The 26,287-nt window shown below is 59.9% G+C and carries 16 protein-coding genes; 7 read left to right on the top strand and 9 right to left on the bottom strand.

Annotated features, from left to right (window positions below; translation table 11 throughout):
* Positions 1–36: 36 nt before the first annotated feature.
* Positions 37–2,517, bottom strand: a complete 2,481-nt coding sequence (locus tag ACONT6_RS14600) for a glycoside hydrolase family 95 protein (RefSeq protein ID WP_428819168.1) — start codon at positions 2,515–2,517, stop codon at positions 37–39.
* Between the two features lie 395 nt (positions 2,518–2,912).
* On the opposite strand from ACONT6_RS14600, the gene ACONT6_RS14595 reads away from it, so the two are divergent.
* The 7 genes from ACONT6_RS14595 to ACONT6_RS14565 all read left to right on the top strand — a co-directional run bounded on the left by ACONT6_RS14595 (position 2,913) and on the right by ACONT6_RS14565 (position 10,670).
* A complete protein-coding gene (locus tag ACONT6_RS14595) occupies positions 2,913–3,647 on the top strand; it encodes a FadR/GntR family transcriptional regulator (protein ID WP_428819167.1) in 735 nt (244 codons plus the stop codon).
* Between the two features lie 161 nt (positions 3,648–3,808).
* Positions 3,809–5,188 carry an alanine/glycine:cation symporter family protein gene (locus tag ACONT6_RS14590; RefSeq protein ID WP_428819166.1) on the top strand — a complete coding sequence of 460 codons (1,380 nt, stop codon included), beginning with the start codon at positions 3,809–3,811 and terminating at the stop codon, positions 5,186–5,188.
* A gap of 266 nt (positions 5,189–5,454) precedes the next feature.
* Positions 5,455–6,063 carry a bactofilin family protein gene (locus tag ACONT6_RS14585; protein ID WP_428819165.1) on the top strand — a complete coding sequence of 203 codons (609 nt, stop codon included), beginning with the start codon at positions 5,455–5,457 and terminating at the stop codon, positions 6,061–6,063.
* A gap of 87 nt (positions 6,064–6,150) precedes the next feature.
* A complete protein-coding gene (locus ACONT6_RS14580; protein WP_428819164.1) occupies positions 6,151–7,362 on the top strand; it encodes a hypothetical protein in 1,212 nt (403 codons plus the stop codon).
* Between the two features lie 61 nt (positions 7,363–7,423).
* The gene (locus ACONT6_RS14575) at positions 7,424–8,806 is read left to right on the top strand and encodes a hypothetical protein (RefSeq protein WP_428819163.1); all 1,383 of its coding nucleotides are present in this window, start codon (positions 7,424–7,426) and stop codon (positions 8,804–8,806) included.
* A complete protein-coding gene (locus ACONT6_RS14570) occupies positions 8,806–9,549 on the top strand; it encodes an OmpA/MotB family protein (RefSeq protein WP_428819162.1) in 744 nt (247 codons plus the stop codon). Before ACONT6_RS14575 ends, ACONT6_RS14570 begins: the two co-directional genes overlap by 1 nt.
* Complete coding sequence (locus ACONT6_RS14565; RefSeq protein WP_428819161.1) at positions 9,549–10,670, top strand: hypothetical protein; 1,122 nt, start codon at positions 9,549–9,551, stop codon at positions 10,668–10,670. Before ACONT6_RS14570 ends, ACONT6_RS14565 begins: the two co-directional genes overlap by 1 nt.
* A 74-nt stretch (positions 10,671–10,744) precedes the next feature.
* Here the strand turns inward: ACONT6_RS14565 and ACONT6_RS14560 are convergent, their stop codons facing one another.
* From ACONT6_RS14560 to ACONT6_RS14525, 8 genes are all read right to left on the bottom strand, one after another.
* The gene (locus ACONT6_RS14560) at positions 10,745–11,350 is read right to left on the bottom strand and encodes a L,D-transpeptidase family protein (protein WP_428819160.1); all 606 of its coding nucleotides are present in this window, start codon (positions 11,348–11,350) and stop codon (positions 10,745–10,747) included.
* Between the two features lie 554 nt (positions 11,351–11,904).
* On the bottom strand, positions 11,905–13,563 hold the full coding sequence (locus tag ACONT6_RS14555; protein WP_428819159.1) for an alpha-amylase family glycosyl hydrolase: 1,659 nt from the start codon (positions 13,561–13,563) through the stop codon (positions 11,905–11,907).
* 163 nt (positions 13,564–13,726) lie between these two features.
* A complete protein-coding gene (gene malT, locus ACONT6_RS14550) occupies positions 13,727–16,453 on the bottom strand; it encodes an HTH-type transcriptional regulator MalT (RefSeq protein ID WP_428819158.1) in 2,727 nt (908 codons plus the stop codon).
* A 171-nt stretch (positions 16,454–16,624) separates the two neighbouring features.
* Positions 16,625–18,430 (bottom strand): glycoside hydrolase family 43 protein, encoded by a 1,806-nt coding sequence (locus tag ACONT6_RS14545; protein ID WP_428819157.1) that lies wholly within the window; start codon positions 18,428–18,430, stop codon positions 16,625–16,627.
* Positions 18,423–20,240, bottom strand: coding sequence for a glycoside hydrolase family 9 protein (locus tag ACONT6_RS14540; protein ID WP_428819156.1), 1,818 nt, complete (start codon positions 20,238–20,240; stop codon positions 18,423–18,425). The genes ACONT6_RS14545 and ACONT6_RS14540 overlap by 8 nt, the downstream gene beginning before the upstream one ends.
* Positions 20,241–20,333: 93 nt before the next feature.
* Positions 20,334–21,317: an aldo/keto reductase gene (locus ACONT6_RS14535; RefSeq protein WP_428819155.1), complete on the bottom strand. Its 984-nt coding sequence runs from the start codon at positions 21,315–21,317 to the stop codon at positions 20,334–20,336.
* Between the two features lie 43 nt (positions 21,318–21,360).
* Positions 21,361–23,397, bottom strand: coding sequence for a sialate O-acetylesterase (locus tag ACONT6_RS14530; protein ID WP_428819154.1), 2,037 nt, complete (start codon positions 23,395–23,397; stop codon positions 21,361–21,363).
* Positions 23,394–26,135 carry a glycosyl hydrolase 115 family protein gene (locus ACONT6_RS14525; RefSeq protein WP_428819153.1) on the bottom strand — a complete coding sequence of 914 codons (2,742 nt, stop codon included), beginning with the start codon at positions 26,133–26,135 and terminating at the stop codon, positions 23,394–23,396. Before ACONT6_RS14525 ends, ACONT6_RS14530 begins: the two co-directional genes overlap by 4 nt.
* Between the last annotated feature and the right edge of the window lie 152 nt (positions 26,136–26,287).

The following is a 26,287-nucleotide window of genomic DNA, read 5'->3' as shown; positions in this document are numbered from 1 at the left end:
GATTTTTTATACCGCTAAGATTTTTTACCGCATTTGCTATCCCTGCCCGGCCGCGGAGTTTTGGTTATTACGACTCAGGAGATAGCGGGTTCCGGCCCTGGCGGAGAAACTGCGGCGATTGCCTTTTCCGGTGAGGGCGAGAATTTTCTGGCTGCCAACCTCGCGCAGCGTGTAGTCGGCGAGGTTGTGTTGGCTGTTGTCGGGCAGCTGGATTTGAATATCGCGATCGCTGTGCACATACAGTTGTGCACGGGTCAGCTTCCCTTCTCGCCAGTGCATGTCGGCCGTCACACCACCGCGCGCGCGCAGGCCGGTGATATGGCCCGTTGGCCAGGTGCTGGGCAGAGCGGGGAGCAGCTGTATGGCGTGATCATCGGACTGGATCAACATTTCGGCGATGCCTGCGGTTGCGCCGAAGTTGCCGTCTATTTGAAACGGGGGATGGGTGCTCCACAGGTTTGGCAGGGTGCTGTCTTTCAACTGCGCGGCGAGAATCTTGTGTGCGCGGTCGCCATCGTCCAGGTGTGCCCACAGGGAAATTTTCCAGGCGCGGCTCCAGCCGGTACCGGCATCACCGCGGGCGTTGAGTGAGGTGCGAGCGGCATCGAACAGTGCCGGGGTGTGGTGGCCGATTTCATCGCCGGGAAACAGCGCGTAAAGCTGGGAGACGTGGCGATGCTGGTTTTCCGGATCGTCAAGATCCTGTTTCCACTCCTGCAGCTGACCCCACTTGCCGATACGCAGACCCGGATCGAGATATTCCAGGGCGATGTTCAGTTCGCTGGCGAAAGCGGTATCACCCAGGCGGGTGGCGGCATCGCGGGTGTTGTGCAGCAGTTCCCTGACCAGCTGCTGGGACATGGCGGCGCCGATGGTGAAGTCCCCGTGCTCCGGGGAATAACTCGGTGAGACGACAAGGCGGCCGTCGCGCGGGTCTTTTATCAGGCTGTCCAGCCAGACCTGTGCGGCGCCGCGCATCACAGGATAGGCGCGCTCGCGCAGGAACTTTTCATCGCCGCTAAAACGGTAGTGCTCGTAGTAATGGTCCGCGAGCCAGGCGCCAGCCTCCGGTTGCCAGAAGGCGGTGGGCCAGTCGATAACCCCGGTAAAACCCCAGATATTGGTATTCAGGAACAGCGTCCAGCCGCGAGCTCCGAGAAGTTTTTCCGCGGCCACGCCGCCGGGTGCCTGCAGGCTATCGACAAAATCAAACAGGGGCCCGGTGGTTTCCGCGAGGTTGGTGACTTCCGCGGGCCAGTAATTCATCTGCAGATTGATATTGGCGTGGTAGTCGGCGTTCCATGGCGGTGTAGCGGAGTTGTTCCACACCCCTTGTAAATTGGCCGGCAGTGACCCGTCCCGCGAACTGCTGATCAACAGGTAGCGGCCGTACTGGAAATACAGTTGTTCCAGGGCGCGATCGAATTGCCCATGGCCACCAGCGTAGTTTTCCAGCCAGCGATCAATGGGCGGTGGGTTTTGTATGGCGTTGGAAGTCAGGGATAGGTCGACCCGTGCGAACAGGTTGCGGTAATCCGCCACATGGGCAGCGCGCAGGACCGGGTAGCCATCGCTCGCGGCTTTGCGGCTGGCCCGGTCCAGGCGTGCCTGCACCATCCTGTGGGGATTCTGGCCGCGGTACTGCGGGTACTCCGCCGCGTATTCTGTGCCTGCAGCAAGCAGCAGGGTGGCGCGGTCGGCGCCGGTAATGGTGAGGGTGCCATTTTCAGCCGTCTGTACCGCGCCGCCCTCGGTGATCACCTGCAGCTGGGTTTCGTAGGCGAGCCCGTTATCGTGCAGCTGGCCGTTGATGGTTACACGTTTGCCCCGTGTATGGACCTCGGCACTGCGGTTATCGGGTACCTGCAGATGTGCACTGAAATTAATACTGCCGGGCCGGTCTGCACTCAGGTGTACCGCAATCACTTCATCGGGGTAGCTGGCGAGATACTCGCGGGAAAAGTGGACGCCGTCTGCGCGGTAGCTGACGCGGGCGGTGGCATTGGACAGGTCTAGTGAGCGGCGGTAATCGCTTACCGAGTCGGCTGCGGGAAACGCCAGTACCAGGTCACCGAAGCTCTGGTAGTTGCCGTAGGCGGTGATCTTGTTGCCGAGTACCCCGGCGACGTCTTCGGGCTTTAACGCGCCTTTTTCTTTGAGTTGCTGGCGCACTGCGGCCAGTTCGCCGACGCGCGATTGTGTGGGAATACCGTAGTCATAACCCGCAGCGGGGTTTTCCCTGGAGCCGGGGCCACCGGTCCACAGGGTTTTTTCATTGAATTGCAGGGTGTCGCGGACGACCCCGCCCTGCACAGCCGCACCGAGGGCGCCGTTGCCAATGGGCAAGGATTCGGTCTCCCAGTCCTGTGCCGGGTGATCGAACCAGAGTGTCAGTGCCGGATCATCGGCTACAGCGGGCACGGCAAATGACAATGCCAGGCTCGCGGCCAGATAAACCTGTGCAGCAGCGTCGCGCGGACGGACCACGCCCAGGGTGTGGGGACCTTCTCTTTTCATCGCGTGTCACGGTGTATTGGTTGTTGTTATTACTACTTGTGACGTTTGGCGCTCGGTGGTGGGCGCCTGTGCCGGTGCTATTGGGCCGGCTTAATTGCGATCAGCCTGGTGCTGAGTGATTTTCAGCGAGTGCTTTTTGCACTTTTTCTCAGGCTGAACGGCTTGTGAATCCGAAGTCATGTTCCGGAGACGATTTTTAAAGTATCACTGGATGTAAACGTTTACAATATTTATCGCAATTATATGCTAAATGGCTGGCGGACAATCCAACGTCAGGTTTCACGGGGTGTTCCGGGTTGTGGCGCCCGGCGGTATTCCCGCGCGCCGGCGAGCGGGCTTGGCGGCACCGGTGATGTTTGACATATTTATCCAATAACAATGATGAGGGGCTGAGCGTGGATCGATACCACAGTGGACGCAATCTGACACAACAACTGGTACACACCCTGGGGGAAACCATCGCCAGCGGGCGTTACCAGCCCGGCGATGGCCTGCCTTCCGAGGCCAGCCTGTGCGAGGAGTACGGCATCAGCCGCAGCGCCACTCGCGAGGCGATCAAGATGCTGACCGCCAAGGGGTTGATCTCCTCGCGCCCACGCCAGGGAATCCGGGTTCAGAGCCGTGCGCGCTGGAACCTGTTTGATCCGGATGTGCTGGACTGGATTCTGCGCGCCTCCCCCTCGCTGGAAATGCTGCGAGAGTTTATGCAGCTGCGCAAAGCGATCGAAAAGGAAGCCGCGGCACTGGCTGCCGCGGAGCAGGATCGCGATCGCATTGCCGGAATCGAGGACGCGCTGGCCCGCATGAAAGCGGCGGAGGGCGGTCTCGGCGATGCCGTGGAAGCGGACATCGCCTTCCATATCAATATCCTCAACGCCACCAACAACCCCTTCTATATTCAGCTGGGCAGCTTTATCGAAACGGCGCTGCGGGTCAGTATCCGCTTTACCAACCGTATCAAGGGGGTGGAGAGCGCCAGCTACGCGAACCATAAAAAACTGTATGACGCGATCGAGCGCGGCGATGTGACTGGGGCAAGTTCTGCGTCTGCCGCCATGCAATCCGAGGCGCTGGAACTGATCGAAAGCCAGCTGGGGGCACGCCAGGTTGTTGCGGATGCGGTGGTGTAAGTTCGGGTAGCCGGTATTCCCCGGGCTCGATTGTGAGAGGCTCGTCCCCGGCAGCCTCTGCCCCTCAACAGGTTCCCCTGGTCGGAGAAGGTTTGAGATTTTCCCCCCAGTGCGCGAGCATATCCCGCTTGTCGTACTGAACCCCGCCGGGAAAACCTCTCATGTCATTTATCGAATCCCTGGATTCCGCACTCAATACCTTCGTCGCCTACGCCTGGGGCACGCCGCTACTGGTGCTGCTGGTCGGCGGCGGCCTGTTTCTGCTGGTCAGCTCCCGCGGCCGTCCCTATCGCCACCTTGGCCACAGCATTGATCTGCTGCGGGGCAAGTACGACGATCCCGATGATCCCGGCCAGGTTCCCCACCGCCAGGCACTGTCCACGGCATTATCCGGTACCCTCGGTCTGGGCAATATTGCCGGGGTGGCGATTGCCATCAGTACCGGTGGTCCCGGCGCGATCCTGTGGATGTGGGTGACCGCACTGGTGGGGGTGGCGACCAAGTTCTACACCGCAACCCTGGCGGTGATGTATCGCGGCCGCGACAGCAACGGCGAAATCCAGGGCGGCCCCATGTATGTGATCCGCGAAGGACTGGGTAAGCGCTGGCAGCCGCTGGCATATCTGTTCGCCATTGCCGGCCTGTGCGGCCTACTGCCTTCCTTCCAGTCCAACCAGACGGTGCAGTTGTTGCGGGTTTCTTTTGCCGAGCCACTGGGCTGGGTCTCTGCGGATAATGCGTTTGTGTTCGAACTCGGCCTGGGTGTTGCCCTGGCGCTGGCCGCGCTGGTGGTGATTTCCGGGCGCATCCAGCGTATCGGTCGCTTTGCGGTGCGCATCGTGCCGGCAATGGTGGTGTTCTACCTGTTACTGACCCTGGGCGTGATCGGTTATTTCTGGCAGGAAATTCCCGCGGCATTCGCACTGATTGTTTCCGATGCGTTTACCGGCAAAGCCGTGGCCGGCGGCGCGCTGGGCGCGGTGATCGCCACCGGTATCAGCCGCGGCGCCTTCTCCAATGAAGCGGGTATCGGCACCGAGTCTCTGGCCCACGGCGCGGCCAAGACGACCGAGCCGGTGCGCGAGGGCGTGGTGGCGATGGTGGGCCCCATTGTGGATACCCTGATCATCTGTACCTGTACCGCGCTGGTGATTCTGCTTACCGGTGTGTGGCAGCACGGCGAGGGCATTGAAGGGGTATCGCTCACTGCGAATGCCTTTAGCAGCGTGTTTGGTGGCTGGGGTCCCGTGCTGCTGCTGGTAATGGTGGTACCGCTGGCCTTCAGTACCATCGTCACTTTCTGGTATTACGGCATGAAGTGTTTTGTATTCCTGTTTGGCAACCGCTTTCAGGTGATCTACACCATCCTCTACCTGTTGCTGATCGTATTTGGTGCGGTGGCCTCGCTAAATATCGTCAACAACCTGATTATCGGTATGTATGCGGTGATGGCGATCCCTACCATGGTGTCCACCCTGCGCCTGTCCGGCCGGGTAAATCGCGCTGCGCACGATTATTTTGTGAAAACCCCGGGTGCGTAAGTGCGTGTTTTTTCGCTGATTTAATCAGTATTTCATCAGCACCGAGTTTTATTGCCTGTGTTATTTTTGGGCAGGCCTGAATGGTTTTTATGCGCCCCACAAAAATAGTTCCGTAAACCGGAGCGATTTTGTGTGAGGGCGCTCACAAACTTGGCGCACGCTTTGATTTTTGTCTCACCAGCTATGGGAACCAGTGGAAAAAAGCGCTAAAAACGCTGCTTACCTAAAAACATAAACTCTCTCTACGGTTACAGTTAGGTGGCACAATGGCGAACCCTCTCGATCCCAAACCAGACGCAAATCTGGACTCCAATTCTTTTCTTTCCGGTATGAACGAAAATGGTGCGAGCGAGCGTCCGTTTGCGGACAAACTCGAATCCACCATGGCGAAGGATCGCTCTGTGATCGGTAAAAACATCAAGTTCCGCGGCGAACTGATCGGCACCGAAGACCTGCACATCGAAGGCACCATCGAAGGTACCGTGATCATGGAAGGCCACGACCTGTCCATCGGTCGCGAAGGTGAAATCAACGCGAACATCCACGCGCAGAATATCGTGATCAACGGTACCCTGACCGGTGATGCGCTGGCAGACGAGCTGATTGAGATCCGCAACACCGCGGTAGTCAAAGGCAACCTGATTGCCCCGCGTATCCAGCTGGACGACGGCGGTAAGTTCCGCGGCTCCATGGATATGGTCGATACCGATGACGAGATGAAAGCGCGTCACAGCGAATTCAAAGAGAAGCTGGTTCACCCGAACCTGCCGCCTAAGGATGAAGCACCGGCGCGTGTCGCTGCTGCGAAAAAGTCTTTTGCCCCCAAAGACAGCGCCAAGGATGCGGCCAAGGAAGTCGAGTCAGCGGATAGCTGATTGCAGATGACTCGACAGCGGCGCTGGTCCCTCTGACGGCGCCGCTTTTCAATTCCAGGCTCACGCCCCGAACCTTTGCGATAACCGATGCAACACCGTTCTTTTGGCCTCGCTGCGTTAACGACCGAGATGGTCAAAAGTGGGGACAGAATCCTCGATCTTGGACCGCTCTCATCCGGGACCACCCAGGCTTTTCTCGGCCTAAATTGCCAGTGTCATATCGAAGACCTGGTGGAATACCTGACGGAAAACCAATCCTGCAGTGATCCGCTGGCGGCGCTGGAAGCGCACCTTCTACCCAAGCCTGCCAACCTGAAATTCGATGTCATTCTGTGCTGGGATCTGCTCAACTTCCTCGATCTGGAGGTCATCGAACACCTGATCCAGTTACTCAAGCCGCACCTCAAGCAGGGCACGATTCTGCACACCATGCGCTATACCGGCCGCAACCAGCCGGAAAAGCCGCGTCGTTTCCGCCTGCTGGAGGATTTCTGTTTCGAGTACGTGGATGACCCCGAGTACCCGGAAGTCCCGTCCAAGGGGCATTCCACGGTAACCCTACTCAAGTGCATGGACCGGTTCAGCCTGTTCAATTCACTGATGAAGCGGGAGGGCATGGACCAGAACGTGACCGAGCACTTCCTGGAATACGACAGTGTCACCTCGCGCAATCAGGTGCGCAGTGGTGGAGCCTCCGATGTCAGTGCCTACTTCAATACCGTGAAGGACGATGAGCGTCTCGAATTTGCCGGTATTGAAAAGGCCCTGGCCGCACTACCCGCGGCAAGCACCGTGCTCGATTGTGGACGTAAAAACGGCCGCAATATCGATGCACTGAAAAAGAAAGTGGGTGCCCTGTATGTCGAGGACCTGCACGCATCCCTGGCGTGGCGAAAAAAGACCCACGGTGAGGGCACCGGCTTCAGCGAGTCCATGTTCAGTTTTGACAAGGGCGCGCGACTGGATGGGGCCTTCCTGTGGGACCTACTGAATTACTGTTCCCTGGAACAGGTTCAGGCACTGGGAGACCTGCTGGCGGAGCGTATGAATACCGGTGCGACGCTACATTTCCTGGTGTACAAGTCTGCGCAGCAGCCGGAGCGGCCGTCGATGTTTGAAGTACTGGAGGATGGTCGCGTGGCAGTTACCGGTGTTTCCACTAAACGCTGTGCGCGCAATCTGGGCAGTACCGCGGACCTGATGCGGCTGTTGCCGAATTACCGCCTGTACAGCCACCACCTTGGCCGCCTGCCGACCGGGGAATCCTTTCAGGAATTTGTGCTGCAACTGAAGGGCTGAGTACACGCTGTTTGAGCACGCTTTTTGAGTACCTATTTGAAAAAGTCTCGAGAAAAACAACATGTCTGAATTATTACGTTCTGTATTTCTTGCTCTCAGCCCGGATGCGGTGACCGAGGGATTCCTGTACCTGATGTTGTCACTGTTCGCCCTGGCGGTGGTGTGCCGCTTTGTCCGTCGCGGCGGCGAGTTTGTGGAGCAGGCACCGGGGCTGCTGACTTCTCTCGGTATTCTCGGCACTTTTACCGGGGTGATTATCGGGCTGTTTGAATTCAGTCTGGTGGATATCGACCAGAGTATCGCGACCCTGCTGGATGGCCTGAAGACCGCGTTTATTACCAGTGTGTGCGGTATCGGTCTCTCCATCGTACTGCGCGCGCTGACCCGCTTTATCCCGATTCCCGGTGACAGTGCCGGGCCGGTGACCGAACTGGCAGATATCCAGCAGTCCCTGCAGCAACTGCAGGCCGCTCTGGTGGAAGGGCAGGAGCGCCAGCTCAAGCAGAGTGAAAACCAGCTGACGGAATTTTCTGAGCAGATTTCCCGCGCGTTGGTTTCCGAAATGGAACAGGTGGTGCAGCGCTTCAACGAGCGCGTGGAAGCGCAGTTCGGTGAGAACATGACCCGTTTCGGTGAGAACTTCGCCCAGTTCGATGCCATGGTTGCCACGCTGAGCAAGGAATACAAGGCGCACGAAGAGCGCGTCGAGTACTGGTCCGAACACTGCGACACCGCGGTTATCGGTATGGTGCAGGTGGCGCGGGATCTGCAGCAGGTACATCAACAGCTGGCGGAAGTGCCGCAATTCTTTGAAGGCATGCAGGGGTTTGGCAAGGATGTGCGCGAGCAGATGCAGGCGCTCAATGTACAGCTGGAGCGCTACGGTCAGGTCAGTGCGCAGGTTCAGGAAGTCATGCCGCAGCTGGGCGACCGCATTGCCCAGTTTGTGGATGGCATCGATGTGGTGCAGCAGGTGATGACCAGCGACATGAAGCAGTCCCTGGTCAGCATTGCCCAGCAGAGCGAATTGCTCGGCGCCCAGATCCAGGCGGTTTCCGGTGCATTCGAGAAAATGTCGAGCCTGGATGCGGACTTTATCCAGTCCCTGGTGCAGGAATCCGTTACTACCCATCGCAATGGCATGCAGGAGCTGGCGCTGCAACAGGCGCGCACCCACAAGGAAATGGTGGATGCCCTCAGTCACGTTATCCGCAAGAGCATTGGCGATTCCGAAAACACCATCGGCAAGCAGTACCAGATGGTAGAGCGTCGTATGGAAGAGGAAATCGAGGGCGTGATCAGCGCCATGGGGCAGGCCCTGGCAGCGATCAGTGGCCAGTTCACCCGGGATTACCGTCAGCTGATCGGGCAGATGCAGCGCCTGTCGGAATCCGCAGGGCGCGCCGAGCAGCAGGCGCACAGCCCCCGTGAGGAAATGGCCTAATGGCCCAGTGGCCGGGAACTCAGGGACGAAGCCGGGGATACGGTAAGGGGACCGGTGGCGAGAGAGGCGAAGGGGATGCCTCCTGGATCAGTGTGTCGGACCTGATGGCCGGCCTGATGATGGTGTTCCTGTGTATCGCGGTGGCGATGATGCGCTCGGTGATGATCGAGCGCGAGAAAATCCGCACCATCGCCATGTCCTACAAGGAAAACCAGCTGGCGATCTATGAATCCCTGCAGCGGGAGTTCGCCCCGGACCTGCGCCGCTGGGGAGCCACCATCAATCGCGATACCCTGACCATTGCCTTCAATAACTCCGATGCAATGTTTGAGACCGGTGAAGCGCAGCTCAATGCGAGCTACCAGGTGGTGTTCGAGGAGTTTTTTCCGCGCTACATGAACGTACTGGCACCGTTCAGGGCGTCCATCGAAGCAGTGCGGATCGAGGGCCACACCAGCTCCGGCTGGGGGCAGTCCAGCGATCGCCACGCCATGTACTTCAACAACCTGCGGCTGTCCCAGGACCGCGCGCGCTCGGTGTTGCGCTTTGTCTACACCCTGGATGCGGTCACGTCCTACAACCGATGGATGATGCAGAATGTGGCGGCGGTCGGATATTCATCGTCGCGGCCCATATACAATGCGGATGGCAGTGAGAATATCGACCAATCCAAGCGGGTGGCCTTTCGCGTGATTACCAATTCTGAAACCAAGATCCACAGTATCCTAGAGGAATCCTTCTGATGGGACGCTGGAGCCGGCATCTGGAAGCGCTCACCCAGGCCATTAGTGGCATGGGGGCTTCTGCGCCTGCCGCGGCGGACGCCGACGGCGATACCGCACTGCAGGAAGCGCCCGAGGCGGAAGCCGTAGAGTCTCCAGAACCCGAGGAGGCGATCGAGCCCCGGGACAGCTCTATCGAGCAGGCCCTGATCAAGGGTATGGAAGTGACCCTGGGTGATCTGGACCAGACCGAGCACGGCTGGATGTATCGTGGACACCCGGTAATGGTGTACGCGGTAGATGTGGCCGCAGTGGAAGATCAGCAGGTGCGGCGGGAGTTTTTCCAGCGCGTGCACCTGGCGAGCTGCTGTGGCGCTCTGGAAGATCCGGCACAGGCGGTGTGGATTGGCACCGCGCGCGAGGCGCTTGCCGCGCCGGGGCTGGAAACCACCCACGCCTGCGAATACTGCCTGGCCAAGGTCAACCACCGCGGCTTCCGCAGCCTGGGGCCGCGTGACCGCACGCGCGTTGCCGCCGGCTTCAGCTTCCACTGGCACGTTAGCCAGTATGCGCAGGAATTTTTTCCCGGCGACGAGGCCAACTTCTGGGCACCGGGTAAAGTGGTGCAGGCACTTTCCGCGATCGAACCGGATTCTGCCGACAGCGGTACTTGCGGCTTCTGCGAGTGGCAGGTGCCTGCAGGGCACGACTGGTTTGTGCCGGTAGAACGCGGTACCCAGCTGGGTTTGTCCATCGATGCCTGTGTGCTCTGTGCGCAACAGCAGGCGATGGGCGTACTCACCTTGCCGGATGCCAGTGCACTGGAGGCCAGTCACACACGGCATAGTGCGCAGCTCGACAGTGTCAGTTTGCCAGCGCAGGAATCGGAGCCGGAAAACGAACGCGACTGGTCCCGCGCGCGTCGGCAACTGCCGCTCTCCTGGCATCCACTGTGCGAACAGCTGGAGCGCAAGCTGCCCGCCCCGATACTGTTCCAGCGTTTTACCGGGTATGAGGGCGTGGCGGTACTGGCGTGGCCGGAACACCGTCGCGGGATTGTCGCCAGTGAGGAAGATCGCGCGCTGCTGCCAGAGGGCTGGGATTTCTGGACCATGCGCAGTGTGCTGGGCAGCTTGGGGTAATTTAGCGATATCAAAAATAAAAAGGGCAGCCGATGGCTGCCCTTTTTATTTGCTTGTTATTTACTTGCGTAATGTTACTGGCGAATGGTCACCTTGGTGCCCACCGGCGAATTTTCATAAAAGATTTTTGCCATATGCCAGGGCAGGCGGATACAGCCGTGAGACTCCGGACGCCCGGTTACCTTGCCCGCATGCATGCCCACGGCACCATTGACCCGCATAAAGAAGTCCATGGAGGCACCGCGGAACACGGTACCCGCGGGGCGTCTGTCGCGACGTACATCGACGCTGGATTTGCGCACGTAGCCGGCGCGGTCCACATAGTGGCCGAACAGGTTGGAACGGTGGTCAATGTCTTTTTCCGATACCCGGAAGCTGCCCGTGGGCGTGCGATAGCCGGCGATACCGGTGGCTACCGGAGAAATACCGGCGAGGCGACCACCCTTGTAAAAATAGGCACGCTGTTCACTGATGTCGATAATGATATGCGGTGCTCCCCCCATTACATCCCGGCGCCACCAGGCACTGCCGTCGGTCATGGATCTGTGCTGCTGATAGGGATACGGGTAATCCCCGGCCTGGGCAACCGGCGCAAATACCGCGGATGCCGCCAGTACCAGACTGCTGCCAAGCATGAATTTCTTGAAGGTGCTTTTCAGAAAAGTGGAAGGGCGTTGCATGCGTACCTCATCTGCTCTTGCGAGCCAATTGCAGGCCGGTTTTTCGGGGACGAACGAGTCCCTGCAGCGAGTGCATAACCTGAGCCTGTGAATTTCCCCAAAGCGGCGCGTCGGTGTATCCCGATTTGGCCGCGGGATGAGCCTGCATCCGGTTCCGGTGGACGGCACCAGGGCAAGTGAGAGGCATGGTAGGGTGCTGATTTGGCGCTTTTTACATTCATTCAGAATGACGGGGGCGCCGCTTATAGGAATTTCTGCAGGTACCCTTGTGGGACTTTTTTCCTATAAAAGAGTCGACCGGAGAAGTGCGTGAAATAGCAGGCAAAAAAAAAGCCGGCTAAGTAGCCGGCTTCAAACTTTCCAGAAGGTCTGGAATCGTGCTTTGACGAGAGAGCAACAAATGTTGACGATCTTATTGAGAGGTAACCTTTTGAGCCCGCAGGCGGCCCAAGGTTCGGCGCAGGCAGTTAACCTCGCGCCAATTTCTTACCTATTTCCACAATAAGCGCCGAATTCCTCACGGGCGTTTTGTGTGTTTTTCTTTCCGTTTAAATTTATGACGTTTTACGACGCAAAACCCGCGCACCGGCAACCGGAAGTTCGATTGCCGAGCCGGCCACACTGCCACCGAACTCTGCCGGGGAAATGTCTTCGCAACCGGCAAACTCTTCCGGCAGCGCCAGGGATGCCGCTTCGCTGCCGAGGTTCAGGGCGATGAAATAACATTCGTCCTGGGTGCGGCGTTCGAATACCAGTAGATCATTTTCGGTATCAAAAATCTGCTGTTCCGCGGTGGCCAGTGCCGGGGTCAGTTCCGCGTGCCATTTCAGCAGCGCGCGGAAGCGGTTCAGCATTGAGTGCTGGTCGTCTTCCTGCAGGGACACCGCCAGGTGGTAGTGTTCCTCGGCAACCGGCAGCCAGGGTTTTACCTTGGAAAAGCCGGCATTGATCTCGCCGCCGTTGAACCACGGCATGGGCGTACGGCAGCCATCGCGGCCCTTGAATTCCGGCCACAGGTTAATGCCGTAGGGGTCCTGCAGATCCTCGAACGCCACGTCCGCTTCCGGCAGGCCCAGTTCTTCGCCCTGGTACAGGCACACACTGCCGCGCAGCATCAGCTGCATCAGCAGGAACAGCGGCGCGCGGGCCAATGCGGTTTCCGTATCAAACCCTTTGTTCCAGCGGCTGAAGGAGCGCGGCACATCGTGGTTGGAAATGGACCAGCAGGGCCAGCCTTCCTCAGTCACGCGGCGGTTCTTCTCCAGGGTCTCGCGCAGGAACTGCGCACTGCAGTCTTCCGCCAGCAGGTCAAAGGAGTACGCCATATGCAGGCGTTCCTCGGTGGTGTAATCGGCCATGATCTTGTGGGTGTTGTCGTCACCCACTTCACCCACGGTGGTGGAGCCCGGGTACTGGTCCATCAACAGGCGCACCCGATGCAGGAACTCGAGGTTCTCCGGCTGGGATTTGTCGTGGATGTGCCACTGGTATTCGTAGCTGTTCACCGGGGGCAGGCCGTTCTTGTCGAGCTTCACCGGACGCGGCGGATTGTCCTGCAGTGAACGGTTGTGGAACGCGTGGTTGATGGCGTCCAGGCGGAAGCCATCGACGCCGCGGTCGAGCCAGAATTTCAGGTCTGCCAGCAGCTGTTCCTGAACTTCCGGGTTGTGCAGGTTCAGGTCCGGCTGTTCCTTGAGGAAGTTGGTCAGGTAGTACTGACGGCGACGGGTGCACCAGCGCCAGGCGCTGCCACCGAAGTTGGACATCCAGTTGTTTGGTGCACTGCCATCTTCCTTTGCGTCTGCCCACACGTACCAGTCGGCCTTGGGGTTGTCGCGGTTCTGGCGGCTCTCTTCGAACCAGGGGTGCAGGTCCGAGGTGTGGCTCAGGATCTGGTCGATGATGACCTTCAGGCCCAGCGCGTGGGCTTTCTCGATCACCTGGTCAAAGTCGCTGAGGGTGCCGAAAATCGGGTCAACGTCCCGGTAGTCGGAAACGTCGTAGCCGAAGTCAACCATCGGGGACTTGAAGAACGGGGAGATCCAGATGGCATCGACGCCAATGGATTTCACATAGTCGAGCTTGCGGCAGATCCCCTGAAGGTCGCCGATGCCGTCGCCGTTGGCGTCGCAAAAGCTGCGGGGGTAAATCTGGTAGATAACGCTGTTACGCCACCATTCCCCGGTGTTGTTGCTGCTGGGATTACCGCTCATGCCTATAGTCCGTTTTGTGATACTTATTAGGTTAGGGTCAGTATGGCGGTGCCGGTGGTCGCTTACCTCCTCCCTTGCAGGGGAGGAGGGGGGAGAGAAACTCACCGGTGAAGGGCACTTTACGGGGTGGACACTCCTCGAATATGGCCACTTTGGAGGCTGCTCAGGGCTTATCCTGCACCGAGCGCAACAACTGCTCCGCCAGTGCGATCGCCTGCTGGCGATCCTTCACATCCAGCTTCTGGTACAGGCTGCGGATATGGGTCTTGATGGTACTCGGCGCGACCTTGAAGTGCCGCGCGATGCGCTCGTTGGAGAGCCCCGAGTGAATGGCATTCAGCACCTGCCACTCCCGCGGCGTCAGTGGTGAGTGCCTGAGGAAATCGGGCACCGCGTCGCTGGCGAGGATTTCGCGCACGATGGTCTCGTCCAGCTCGATGCGAATACCGCCCCCCAGTTCCGGCTGCTGTTGCGCGAGCTTGATCAGCTGCTGGGCTTTCTCGCTCTGCGCGTCGCTCAGTGCCTGCTCGCCGGTTTCCGCCAGCGCCGCTTTTAGCACCACAATCAGCGGTTTGCCGATTTGCAGCACGCTGGCGGTGAGGTCGCTCTCCTGCAGGATGTCGAGGGCAGCGCGGATATGCTCCAGGGCCTGTTGCGGGCGCTCGCGCAGCCACGCCAGGTGGGTGGCGAGTACCCGGTTGCGCAGCTGGTCGGTGATCAGGCCGCACTCTTCGGCCACCTGTTGCAGGCGACCCAGCAGGCGGTTGGCATCGGACCAGCGGTGCAGGGAAATGAGTGCGCGCACGTGATTGCGCCCGTGGCACTGTTCGAAATGGTTGGCGGGGCGGTCCGCTACCGGATCCGCCTGTTCCTGCCAGCTGGCAATGGCATCGGTGTTTTCCAGGGCCTGCCACACGCGCATGCGCGCGGCGTCGGCGTTGGCAATCCAGTCGCGGTGGTACTGCTCTCCCGCCAGCAGGTGTTCCACCCGCTCCATCCACTCCAGGCATTCGTCCTTGTCGCCGCGGGCCAGGGCGACTTTCAGCAGCAGGGTGTACTCCGGCAGCAACCAGCGCTCGCCCACCTTGCGGTTGATCTGCATACCCCGGCGCGCGGACTCTGCAGCGCCATCCAGGTCACCGGCTTCCCACTGCAGCTGGCCTTTCAGCCGGTAGATGAATTCGGAGATGGGCAGGCCCACCAGGTGGTGTTCCTCGATCAGGCGCTGCACGCGCGCCTGCAGGGCGGCGGCTTTTTTCAGCAGGCCGTTGGCAAAGGCGATCTCTGTCTGCTGGCACAGGGCCCAGGCGGCGTTGGGGATGTCCTGTCGGGCCAGGGTGGCTTTTTCCACCGCTTCCATGTGATGCATCGCCTGGTCCAGTTCGCCCAGGCAGAAGCTGGTTTCACCGATGACCAGCTGCGCGGCGACGCGCTCGCTGTCCTGGTCCGGGGGTAGCAGCTCCAGCGCTTCCTGTGCGTATTCCTTGGCCTTGAGAATCTGGCCGCGGGATACGGAAACCTGCGCGCGCATTGCGGCGAACGCACCCTCGAATTCCTGCCACTGCTTGGGGTCTTCCCGTTGCAGCCAGCTCTCTGCCGAGGCCAGCAGCTTGTTGCAGCGGTCGTAATCAAAACTGTCGCGGGCAAGGCGCGCGGCGAGCAGGGCAAAGGGGGCGTGGCGCTGGATCTGGTCTTCGCCGAGCCAGCTGAGGCTGTCGTTCAGCACCCGGAACTGGCCCTCGCGCAGGAACTGCTCTCCGTATATGGCCAGCAGATTGTGCACCCGCTCGCGGTCTTCGGCCTGCAGTGCGTGGCGCAGGGCCTCCAGCGGTTGTTTGAGTTCCTGCCAGGTATCGCTGGCGGTCTGGTGCAGGCTGGTCAGCGCCGCGCCATCGCCCAGCTGGCGTTGCAGGAAGCGGGCAAATACCGGGTGAAAGCGGAACCACTGGCGGCTGGAATCCAGGGCCTGCAGGAACAGGCCGCGGCTGGCCGCGCTCTCCAGTTGCTGCTGGCCGTTGTCCTGGCCGCTGAGGCGCTCCGCCAGCAGCCCGTTGACGCGGGTGAGTATCGAGGTGCGCGCGAGCAGCTGGCGCAGTTCCGGCTCGAGCCGCTCCAGCACTTCCTCGGCGAGATAATCGAGAATGTGGCCGTGTCCCTGCTCCAGCTCTCCCAGGTAGCGGTCCACTTCTTCCTGGTTGCGTACGGACAGGGCGAACATCTGTATCGCCGGCGGCCAGCCTTCGGACAGCTGGTGCAGTTGCGCCACGCGGTCGCTGCCGAGGGCAAATGGCAGGCGCCGGGCGAGCAGTTGGGTGGTTTCGTCGGTGGTGAGCGCCAGGTCTTCCGGGCCGAGTTCCAGCAATCGTCCCTGCAGGCGCAGCGCGCCGAGGCCCAGCGGTGGCTGGCTGCGGCTGGTGATGACCACGCCGATACCAGCGGGGGCGTGGCGCAGCAGGAAGCGCGTAGCGTCGTGCACCACGGGGTTGTCTATCTGGTGGTAATCGTCGAGGACGATGCGCAGTTCACTGGGCAGCTGGCGCAGTTCCGCCAGCATCTGGCTGATCACCAGGGAGGGATCGGGATTTTGCTGGGCGGCGATAATCTTGCTGGTTTCCGGCACACCGTTGCCGGTGGCGCGGTGCACGCTTTCCACCAGATAGCGGCAGAACTGGCCGGGCTCGTTGTCGCCGCCATCGAGGGAGAACCAGGCAACGGGGTTGTCCTGCTCCGCGGCCCAGGAGGTGACCAGGGTCGTTTTTCCGTAGCCCGCCGGCGCTGTGACCAGCAACAGCTGGTCGCTCTGGCTCTGTTCCAGCAACGACAGCAGACGCGGCCGTTGCAGAGTGTGTTCCGGGCAGTCGGGAAGGCTGTACTTTGAGGCTAGTAGCATGGCTTGAACCGGTTCTGCTGAGCTTGTCGCTGGGCCAAGCGGGGCATCTGGAGTTCCCGATGGCGTAGGCGCAATTGTACAACTTTAGTGTGCCAGTAGAGGGGGTGGCGGCACGTCCTCCCCCCGGGGGGAGGAGGAGGGGATCAAGAGCCTGCGACTTTTGGGTCACGGTTACCGGGGAGAGTCCTCGCGGTAGGCGTACAGCCCGATCAGTGCGCCCACAAAGCCCCCCGCCCTGCGCGTACTCACCACGCGCCCGTCTGCCGACAGCAGCAGCGGTTGCCAGGGGCCTTCACCGGCTTGATCACCGCTGAGCCGGTAGTGGAAGTCGTACGCCGGGCCCCGGGCGCGGATACGCAGCTCGATATCCACCGGCGCATTTGTGGGCAGGTCCAGTAGCCGGCTCGCTACGATCTCCCCGCTGCGCTCCGGTCCTCCATCCCGGCGTTGCACTGCAATGCTGGCGTTGCCGCGGGTGTCGCGGCCGATACCAAAAAAATAGAAGTGCTCGCGATTCTGGAACACCGCCATGCCCGCGTGGGTATCCCGATCCGGGTTAAATCGCAGCCGCGTGCTGGCGAGTGCATTCTGATGTTGCTGGCGACGTGCGAGAAACGCGGGGTTCGCGGTGTCTCCGAGTGTGTGGCTAATGGGGGTGAGCTGCAGGCTACCGGGTACCTGCTGCAGGTCGTACCACGCTTTTTCCGCCGGATTGCGCAGTTGCAGCCAGTGCAGGGGGAGCTGTGGTTGGTCGAACTCGTCGCGCAGGGTGAAGTTGCCACTGGTCGGGAGCGGCGGGCGCGCGGACATGGGGACAGCGGGGCGCGGCGCGATATACGGAATGGACTGCTCACCCCGGGTAATCACCGGCCATCCGTCTTGCCACTGTACCGGCATCAGGAAGGTTTCGCGGCCGGTGTTGTAGAAGTCACCCTCGTAAGGCCGGGTGCCGAGAAACACCGCCCACCAGTCCCCCCTGCTATCCTGCACAAAATCCGCGTGGCCTACCGAAGTGACCGGGTTTGGCCGCGCTGGATCCAGATGGCGCTGAGTGAGGATGGGGTTGTACTGCGCCGGGGTAAAAGGTCCGAAAGGGGATTCCGCCCTGAATATGACCTGCGAGTGATTCACGCTGGTACCGCCCCCCGCAGCGGTCAGGTACAGCTGGCCATTTCTGCGCAGCAGGTGTGGCCCCTCGATCCATATCGGCTTTTCCGCAATATTCACCCCACCGTTGATGATCTGTTTACGTGGACCGAAAGTCGCCAGTTTCTCCGGGTCGAATGCCTGTACCCAGATTGCCCGGTGGCCTTCGTACAACGGCTCGCCCTCGGGGGCATCGTTGTTGACGATATAGGCTTTGCCATCGTCGTCAAAAAATAGCGAGGGATCGATCCCGCCGACATCCGGCAACCACACTGGATCCGACCAGGGGCCCGCCGGGTCTTTTGCGGTGACCACAAAGTTACCGCCGCAATCCACGCAGGTACTCACCAGGTAAAACCTATCCCGGTAATGGGAGATCGCCGGGGCGAATACGCCACGGGAAATTCCGAGGTCGGAAAAGTCCAGCTGCCCGGGGCGATCGATCACATGTCCGAGCTGCTTCCAGTTGACCAGGTCGCGGCTGTGGAAGATCGGTATCCCGGGAAAGTGCGCGAAGCTGGAGTTCACCAGGTAGTAATCGGCTCCTACCTGCACGATGCTCGGGTCGGGATAGTAGCCGGCGAGAATCGGGTTGCGGTACTGGTAGCTCGAGACCGGCTTTTCGAAAACCGGGTCTTCGCCTCGGTACTCGAACCAGTCGAAAGTGGCGGCCTCGCCGGTTTTCCGATTGCTTGTCGCCAGGCTTTCCTGCGTGGTTGCGGCGGCTGTGCGCCGCTCGCCTTGTATTTCTATTTCTGCAGACATGGCCGCGCTGATTAGCGGCACCGAGAAAAGAAGCGTTGCGGCCAGACGCTTGAACGATTTACTCATGATGGGAGTGGCTCTCGGCATGCTGGTTTTCGATGGCACTTAGCCCGTTGGCCAGGTAAGCCAGGGGCGCATTCCAGTTGATGGCGATTTCATTACTGGCGTAACTGCACACGTGATCCACATAGGACTGGTCGGCAACCTTGCTCGGGTATTCACAGTCATCCTGCTGTGCCGGATTTGGCCCGCCGACCAGAAAGCCTGGCAGTGGAGGCAGGTCCGGGCGCGCTGCGGCCAGGCGGTGATGGGGGTGCATTGGGGTTTTGTGGCCGAAGCCGGTGACGTAGGAGTAACCGGTGGCATTGCGGCCCAGCAGATAATCCCGGGTGGCTTGTGCGCTGTTCAGGAAGGCCTGGTCACCGGTAATACGAAATGCTTCCAGAAACAGGATGCCCTGGTTGGCTGCCACCGCATTGCTGCCCCACACGAAGTTTTGGGGGTCGCTGAGCATGGGTACCAGATAAGCATTTTTGCTGCCCGCCCCTCCCAGCTCACGTGCGGCGACGACCAGGATTTTCTCGATGGCACTGCGCCAGCGATTGCTGTCTTGCGGCAGTTGATCATTGTGCGCGAGCAGGCTGTAGTATCCCAGCCAGCGCACATCCGCCCAATTGGGCAGGCTGTATTCCCGAGGAGTATTACCGATGACGCGCCAGAAATCCGTTTGTCCCGTCGCCAGGTACAGTTCAGCGGCAGCCCACAACTGTTCGTCGGCCAGCTGTTCATCGCCGTAGGCGCCGGTCGTGATATCCGGGTCGAATTGCCTGTTGAGTTCGTCCTGCCGGTAGTGCACCGCGGGATGTTGTTGCGCCCATTTCCAGGCCGCCAGGGCCGCCTGCAGGTACTGTTCACTGCCCTGCGCATCGTAGGCGGCATACACCCGCGAGGCCTGCGCCATCACCGCGGCGAAATCGAGGGTAGCGGCGGTGGTTTTCTGCACCATGTAGCGGGGCTGTGTGGCCTGCTGCGGGGCAACCATACCCTCGAACCCGGCGGTGGTGAGCTTGTGGTAAACACCGCCGTCTGTCGGGTCCTGCATAGCGCTGAGCCAGTCCAGGTTGTAGCGCACCTCGTCGAGAATATCCGGCAGCGCATTTTCCGATTCGGGAATATTCAGGGACTGCGCAGAAAAGTAATCCGGGTAGCGCTCGAAGGCGCTCATCAGGGTTCCCATGGTGATACCGCTGTTGACCACGTATTTGTTGTAGTCACCGGCGTCGTACCAGCCTTTGGGGGCGGAGACGCGGGTATTGGCGGAACGTGCCCGATTGGCGGCAGAGGGATGGATCAATACCTTGTCGTCCGGGTGCCCGGCGGCGCGGTGCCACGGGCCCGCGTGGGTTTCCTCGAGTTCGGTAGAGGCGCGCTGGTAATAAAATGCCTTGAGGCTGGCAGTCGCGAGGTCCTGGAAAACCGCGCTGTCCACCTCGAACGGCGTTGAGCGGAGGGGCTCCGTATCGCCAGCTCCGGAAATTTCCAGATAGTAGTGGCCGGTTTTTTTCAGGTGGGAGAAATCCGCCACCAGCGTATGCTGGCCGCTCCAGGTTTTAGTATGGCCCGGTTGCAGCCTTCCCTCGAATACGGCGTTGCCGGTTTTCGCTGCGCGCACCACAAACCTGGATGACTCCTCCGGCACTTTTGGGGTGACGAGTAGCGCGATCTTTTCCGATTGCGGGGAAAAACCCAGCTGGTTAACGCGGATATCCCCACTCACCTCTGGCTCAGCCTGGGTATAAGGTGAACCACAGAAAACCGTGGCCATAATCAGCGCGCAGCCGCTCGCCAGTTTATTGTTGCCCTTTGTTACAGCCATGGTCTTCTCCTTTTTATTGTATTGAATCTCTGACGCTTGCCATCCTTCGCGCACCGACGATCCGGCTCGACGCTCGCTTGAATTCCCGGGCGTTCAGATAGCCCCGCGAATATGCGGACGAACCTGTTGCTGGTAGTAGCTTGACAGTATCTGGTGCGTTGATTCGGACAGCGGCGCAAGGTCACAAGCCGAAGCATTGCTGGTTATCTGTTGCGGGCTGGAGGCGCCGGCGATTACGCTGGACACCGCCGGGTGATCAAGGATCCAGCGCAGCGACTGAGCAGCGAGACCGGTGGGGGTGCCTTCTGTGAGCAAAGGTTCCAAACCCTCGGCCAGCTCTACGCCTTTCTCAAATGGAATACCGCCAAAGGTTTCGCCCACGGAGAAAGCGGCGCCGTCGCGGTTGTAGTTACGATGGTCGCTTTCGGCAAAACGCGTATCGCGGGTGAACTTTCCAGAGAGCAGGCCGGAGGCGAGGGGCAGGCGCACGATGATCCCTACGTTTTTTTCCTGTGCTGCATCCAGCAGTGCTTCCGCAGCATCCTGGCGGAACAGGTTGAAAATGATCTGCAGTGTTGCAAGACCAGGTTGTTGTAGGCAGGTGAAGGCTTCCTCGATGGTTTCCACGCTGGCGCCGTAATGACGGATCAGGCCGCTGTGCTTCAGCGATTCCATCCACTGGAAAATATCGCCCTGTTTGAGAATGGCCGGAGGCACACAGTGCAGCTGTGCCAGGTCGATGGCGTCGACACCGAGTCTTTGCGCGGAAGCTTCAAGGCTGGCGCGCACCGCGGCGAGACTGTAGCCCTCAGGATACAGGCCGGCTCCGCGTCCCACCTTGGTTGCAACCACAAGGTTGTCTGGCTTGTGCAGGGAGTTGCCAATTCGCTGCTCGCTTTCGCCGCCTCCGTACACATCGGCGGTATCCCAAAAGTTGATGCCACATGCAGCGGCGGTCTCCAGTATGTCGCTGGCGGTGTCTCCCGCCAGGGGCCCGAAATCGCCTCCCAGCTGCCAGCAACCGAGGCCGATTTCACTGACGCGGTATCCGGTTTTTCCCAGTTGTCGATAATTCACTGTGCTTCTCCTGCGTTACTACTTTTGCCGCTATTGAGCATTGTTATTGAGACGGCTCAGAAATGTCGTTGCGATCACTTTGCGGCGCGCGAGCTACTTGAAATGGTGCAGCCGGCAAGCCCGCGCCGTTGAACAGGTTGGCTTCGGCGGGATTGTCCGCCCAGGCGTAGCGCACCGTCTGCGGGTTGCTCACCTGCTCGCTCCACACCTCCACGGTGTCGCCTGCGATACGGGTATTGGCCCAGTAAAATTTGCCATCGGTACCGGCAATGGCAAATTCAAACAGCGGAGACACGGCTTCGCGATGGTTGCAGTCATTGCTACAGGGCGTGGCGATCAGGCCGCCCTGGGTGTGGGCAAAATTCAGCACGGCTTTGTTATCGGTAAAGTCTGCAGACTTCAGGCGCGGGCCGGATGCCGCCGTGTTTTCACGACCGTAGACGAGCTTCTCTGCGGCCAGTGCCAGTCGCTGCCCCACGGTTTTTTTGTCCAGAGGGTGGATATCGTTCCATTCACCGGCGTCGATGGTCACCGCCATGGCGGTCTCCGGCAAATCCAGCGCAGCGGATTGTGCCTCGCGCAGTTCCGCCCAGTCGCTCTCGGTGGGTGCGGGTTGTGGCTCCAGGAAGTTCGCCAGCTGCACAAACAAGAATGGCAGGGATTGCTGCCCGGCGCCCTGTTGCCAGCCTGCACGCCAGTCGCGGATCAGTGCCGGGAATAATTCTGCATATTCCTGCGCGCGTCCCACATTGGATTCTCCCTGATACCAGAGGGCGCCGCGGATACGGTAATTCTGCAGGGGGTGCAGCATGGCGTTATACAGTCCCGCGGGTTTCCAGCGCACAAAGGTCTGCCCGGGCAATTGCGGCATTTGGGCAGACTGCTTGAAGTGCCACTGGCCGCGGAGATCAAAGCGCTGGCCGTCTACCGACAGTCGGTAGGGTTTATCCGGGACAAAGCCGCCGCGGGCTCCGCCGCTATTGGTGACGCGAATCGCAATACTGTTTTTGCCCGCCCTGAGCAGGTCGCCCGGAACTTGATAGCGTCGCCGCGGATACAGATAGGTGGTGTTGCCCACCTTGTGGCCGTTGACCCAGGTCTCATCCGCATCGACGATGCGCCCCAATTCCAGAAGCGCGGGTTTTCCCGCGAGGCTTTGCGGCAGATCTATGGTTTTGCGCAGCCAGAAAATGCCTTTCTCTTCGATGCCCGCCTGTTCCGCCCAGTAACCGGGAACGGAGAATGTCTGCCAGTTCCCGGTATCCAGCTCCGGCGTATACCAGGGTGTTTTCCCCGGCTGCTGGCCGCGATCTTTTTGTGTCGCGGCGGCATACCACTGTTCGCTGCGGGCGCGGTCCTCGCGCTGGATTTTCTCGATCAGTTGAGCGTCTTCAAACTTTTTCTTTTCCGCCAGGTGCTCAGGAAACCGCTGCAGTGTCTCCTCACTGACCCAGGCCTCCGCCGGCGACCCGCCCAGGCTACTGTTGATGATGCCAATGGGTACCGGTTCACGCTGCTGGATGTGATCGGCAAAAAAATAGGCCACCGCGGAAAAGTTCTGGATATTGCGCTGGGTGGCTGGCAGCCACTGCCCGCCCTCCAGGTCCGGCAGCGGCGTATTGAAATCGTAGGTCTGTGGTACCTGGAACTGGCGGATGCGGGTGTTACTCACAGCGGCGATTTCGGAAGTAAAGCGATGTGCAATGCGGTTGATGGGGTATTCCATGTTCGACTGCCCGGAGGCCAGCCACACATCGCCCAGCAGGATATCCTTGAGGTGGATATGATTTTCAGCGCGGATATCCATGGTGTATGGGCCGCCTGCCGCGGTGGGGTGAAGCACAACGGACCAGTCCCCGGCATCATCCGCTTCCGCCTGATACTGACGCCCGTTGAAGTCCACCCGCACCTGCTCACCGGCATCTGCCCAACCCCAGATTTTCACGGCGGCGTCCCGCTGTAGCACCATCCCGTTGCTGACCAGCTTGGGTAGCGTGACTTCGGCGCTGGCACCGAACGTTAAGCCTGCGGCGAAAACGCCAAGCAGGCACCGCACTTTTTTCAGACTGAACAGGTTCACGGTTTTTTCTCCAGGGTAGGATTTTTTACAAGCCGGCGCTCTACAAACTGGCTCTGCGGCGGCCCCAGGTAGCTGGGTTTCAGTCCGCCGGTATCGATCAGGATTTTCTGCAGGGTGACTCCGGGATCCAGCGCGTAAATGCGCAGCGTGTGTCGGCCGGCGTTATCCACCCGGTGAACCGATTGAGATTTGCGCACGCCGTCTTTGACCGCGGTCTCCCAGGCGCCCTTGGATAGATCGGCCAGAATATCCACTACCTGTGGTTCGCCGTCGTCCAGCGCAATGGCGTAGCGCAGCCCGCGCTGGGGCTGAAAATTGAGGCTCGGGGCTGCCAGTGTCTGTACGCGGACCTGACCGGTGGTGAACAGGGTCAGGTCGTATTCCACGTAAGGTGCATGGATCGGATCTTCATACACTCGATCACTGACGGGAAATACAGCAATGGAGGAGCGGGTGCGCCCGTGCAGGGGAATTTCCTCCCAGCCTCCGTGCGCGCCATCCCGCTTGTGGGTGAAACCGGCGGCTTCGATGGAAATATATCCGTCGGCCTCGACGTATCCTTGAACGTCTTCCCCGCTCGACACATCCGGTTTGAAGCTGCTGACCTGAATCTTCGCGCTGCCCCAGCCGGTTCCGCGGATATCCACCGTTTCCCGGTGCCGCCCTGCGGGGGCTTTTTCCCAGTCGATGGCGACAGACAGCGGCAGCGTGTGCTGCTTTACCGTGCCTTCGGTTGTACTCACGCGAATCCACGGTGCACTCGTGGTGACGGCAAAATCGAACGGCCTGGTGCCGCGATTGAATATCTCGATGGTGTGGCTGGTTTCGCCGTAGGGACTGAATTCCGGCAGTGCGAGGTTGGCTGCTGCCGGCCAGAAATCGTCACCACCTTCCACGGTAACTCCCATATCCGCCTCACTGTGCGGCCGGTAATGGGCGAGGGCGGGCAGGGTATTGGCCGGTGGGTTGTTCCAGTGGGTGTAGCCGATATGCGGCTGGGACATCATATGATTCCACTTGCCGCCATTGATACGGTGGAACTGCTCGCTCAGGTCAGCATCCAGTGCGAAGAGTTCGCGGGCTTTTTGCGCGTAGTCATTGGCTTCCGCGCGCCCCTGGCTGGCGTATAAACGGTTGCGCGCGGTGGAGATGTACAGCTGGGAAACCGCGGCACTGGCTTTGACCGGGTAAAGCACCAGTTGAAAAAACGCGTCCCGGTATTGGGAGTCAATTTTCCGGTAAAGGTCATCTGCCCGGCGCGAAAGCTCGGCGAGCTCGGTGTAAACCCGCATGGCTTCGTTATAGTGGTGCTGGCTGTAAGTGTCCGCCTCCACCAGCTCGGGTTTGCGGCGACCGTTGTGACGGCTGTACCCCTGCACCAGCGCGGCAATTTCCCGCGCGTACGCCCCGCCAAACTCCCGCGCGGCCCACAATTCGCCAAATTCCTGCAGTCGCTCCTTTGGCCACGCGTCCGGGTTCCACGCCATGCGCAGGAAAAACTCGGTGGGAAATTCCTGCGGTTTAAGATCCCCGACATTGACCAGCCAGATACGATTCGCACCGTAGGCATATGCCAGGTTCATCTGCTCCCACACCTTGGCGATGGGCGTGACGTTGATCCAGCGATAGGAGCGCGGCCCGCCCACATAATCAAAATGGTAATACACCCCCGCGCCCCCGCTGCGGCTTCTTTCCTCCGGCGTGGGTAAGCGGCGGATATTGCCCCAGTTGTCATCGGCCCACAGCAGGGTCACATCCTCCGGCACCCGCATACCGTTCTCGTAATACCCCTGCACCTCCTTGTACAGCGCCCACACCTGGGGGACCTCGGAGAGCGGGCGACCATCAAACACCTTGCCGAGAATCTGCCGCTGATCATTGACGATAGTTTCCAGCAGCCCGATATTCTGCTCCTCACTCATGGGCGTATCTTCCTGCCCGCGCATGCCGAGGGTATAAATACTGTCGTAGGGCTTATTGCGCTTCGCGCCCTGCAGCCAGAAATCGTAGAGCCCTTCCGGATTGGTTGCGTAATCCCAAGCGCCCCGTGCGGCGCCGGAACCAAAATCCTTGCCGTAGCGATTCCACTCCTTATCTGCACGCATCATCGGCTCGTGATGGGATGTACCCATCACAATCCCGTATTCATGCGCGCGCACCATATTTAACGGATCGTCATCACTGAAAGCGTTGTTCCACATCGCCGGCCACAGATAATTCGCCTTCAGGCGCATCATCAGCTCGAAAACCTTTTCGTAGAACTTGTGGTTGTAGTCCCCGTACTTCTCCTTCACCCAGTTTGTCAGCGCGGGGGCCTCATCGTTTAGAAAAATTCCCCGGTAACGCACCCGCGGCCAGTCCACCACCCGGGTATCCCTATGGATATACAGGCTTTCTCGTTCTCTTACGGGTACATCCGCCCACCAGTACCAGGGCGAGACACCAATCTGTTCGCTCACCTCGTAAATACCGTAAGCCGTACCGCGCCGATCCGTTCCCGCAATAACCAGCCCCTGGTCCACGCCCTCCACAGGATTGCGCACCACCTGAATAAGGTAGCCTTCCCACTGATTCGCAATCGCGCTGACGTCTATCTGACGTTCCGCAATCAGTCGGTCGATCAGCGGACTCTTACCGATTTGCCCGGCAATCAGCGTATAACGCTTTAACTTTTTCTGGTCCGTAACCAGTCGCGGCCGCGATCCACTGACCCGCTGGATATCCTGCCGTAAATGCATCAACGCCTGCCTGATTGCAGTATCTGCATATTCATCGTGATACAGCGTGGCTGCATGGCCATCTTCGACTAGCCTGAAGTTATTGACTGCAGGAAATGAAGAAACAAAAGAGGGATTACCCAATGCAAACGATTGAGCAGGTATAGAGAGAG

This window comes from Microbulbifer sp. MCCC 1A16149 (assembly GCF_050368945.1).
In the GTDB taxonomy this organism is placed as follows: Bacteria; Pseudomonadota; Gammaproteobacteria; order Pseudomonadales; family Cellvibrionaceae; genus Microbulbifer.
Note: the sequence above shows the minus strand (reverse complement) of the source record. Positions and strands in the feature narration are given on the sequence as shown.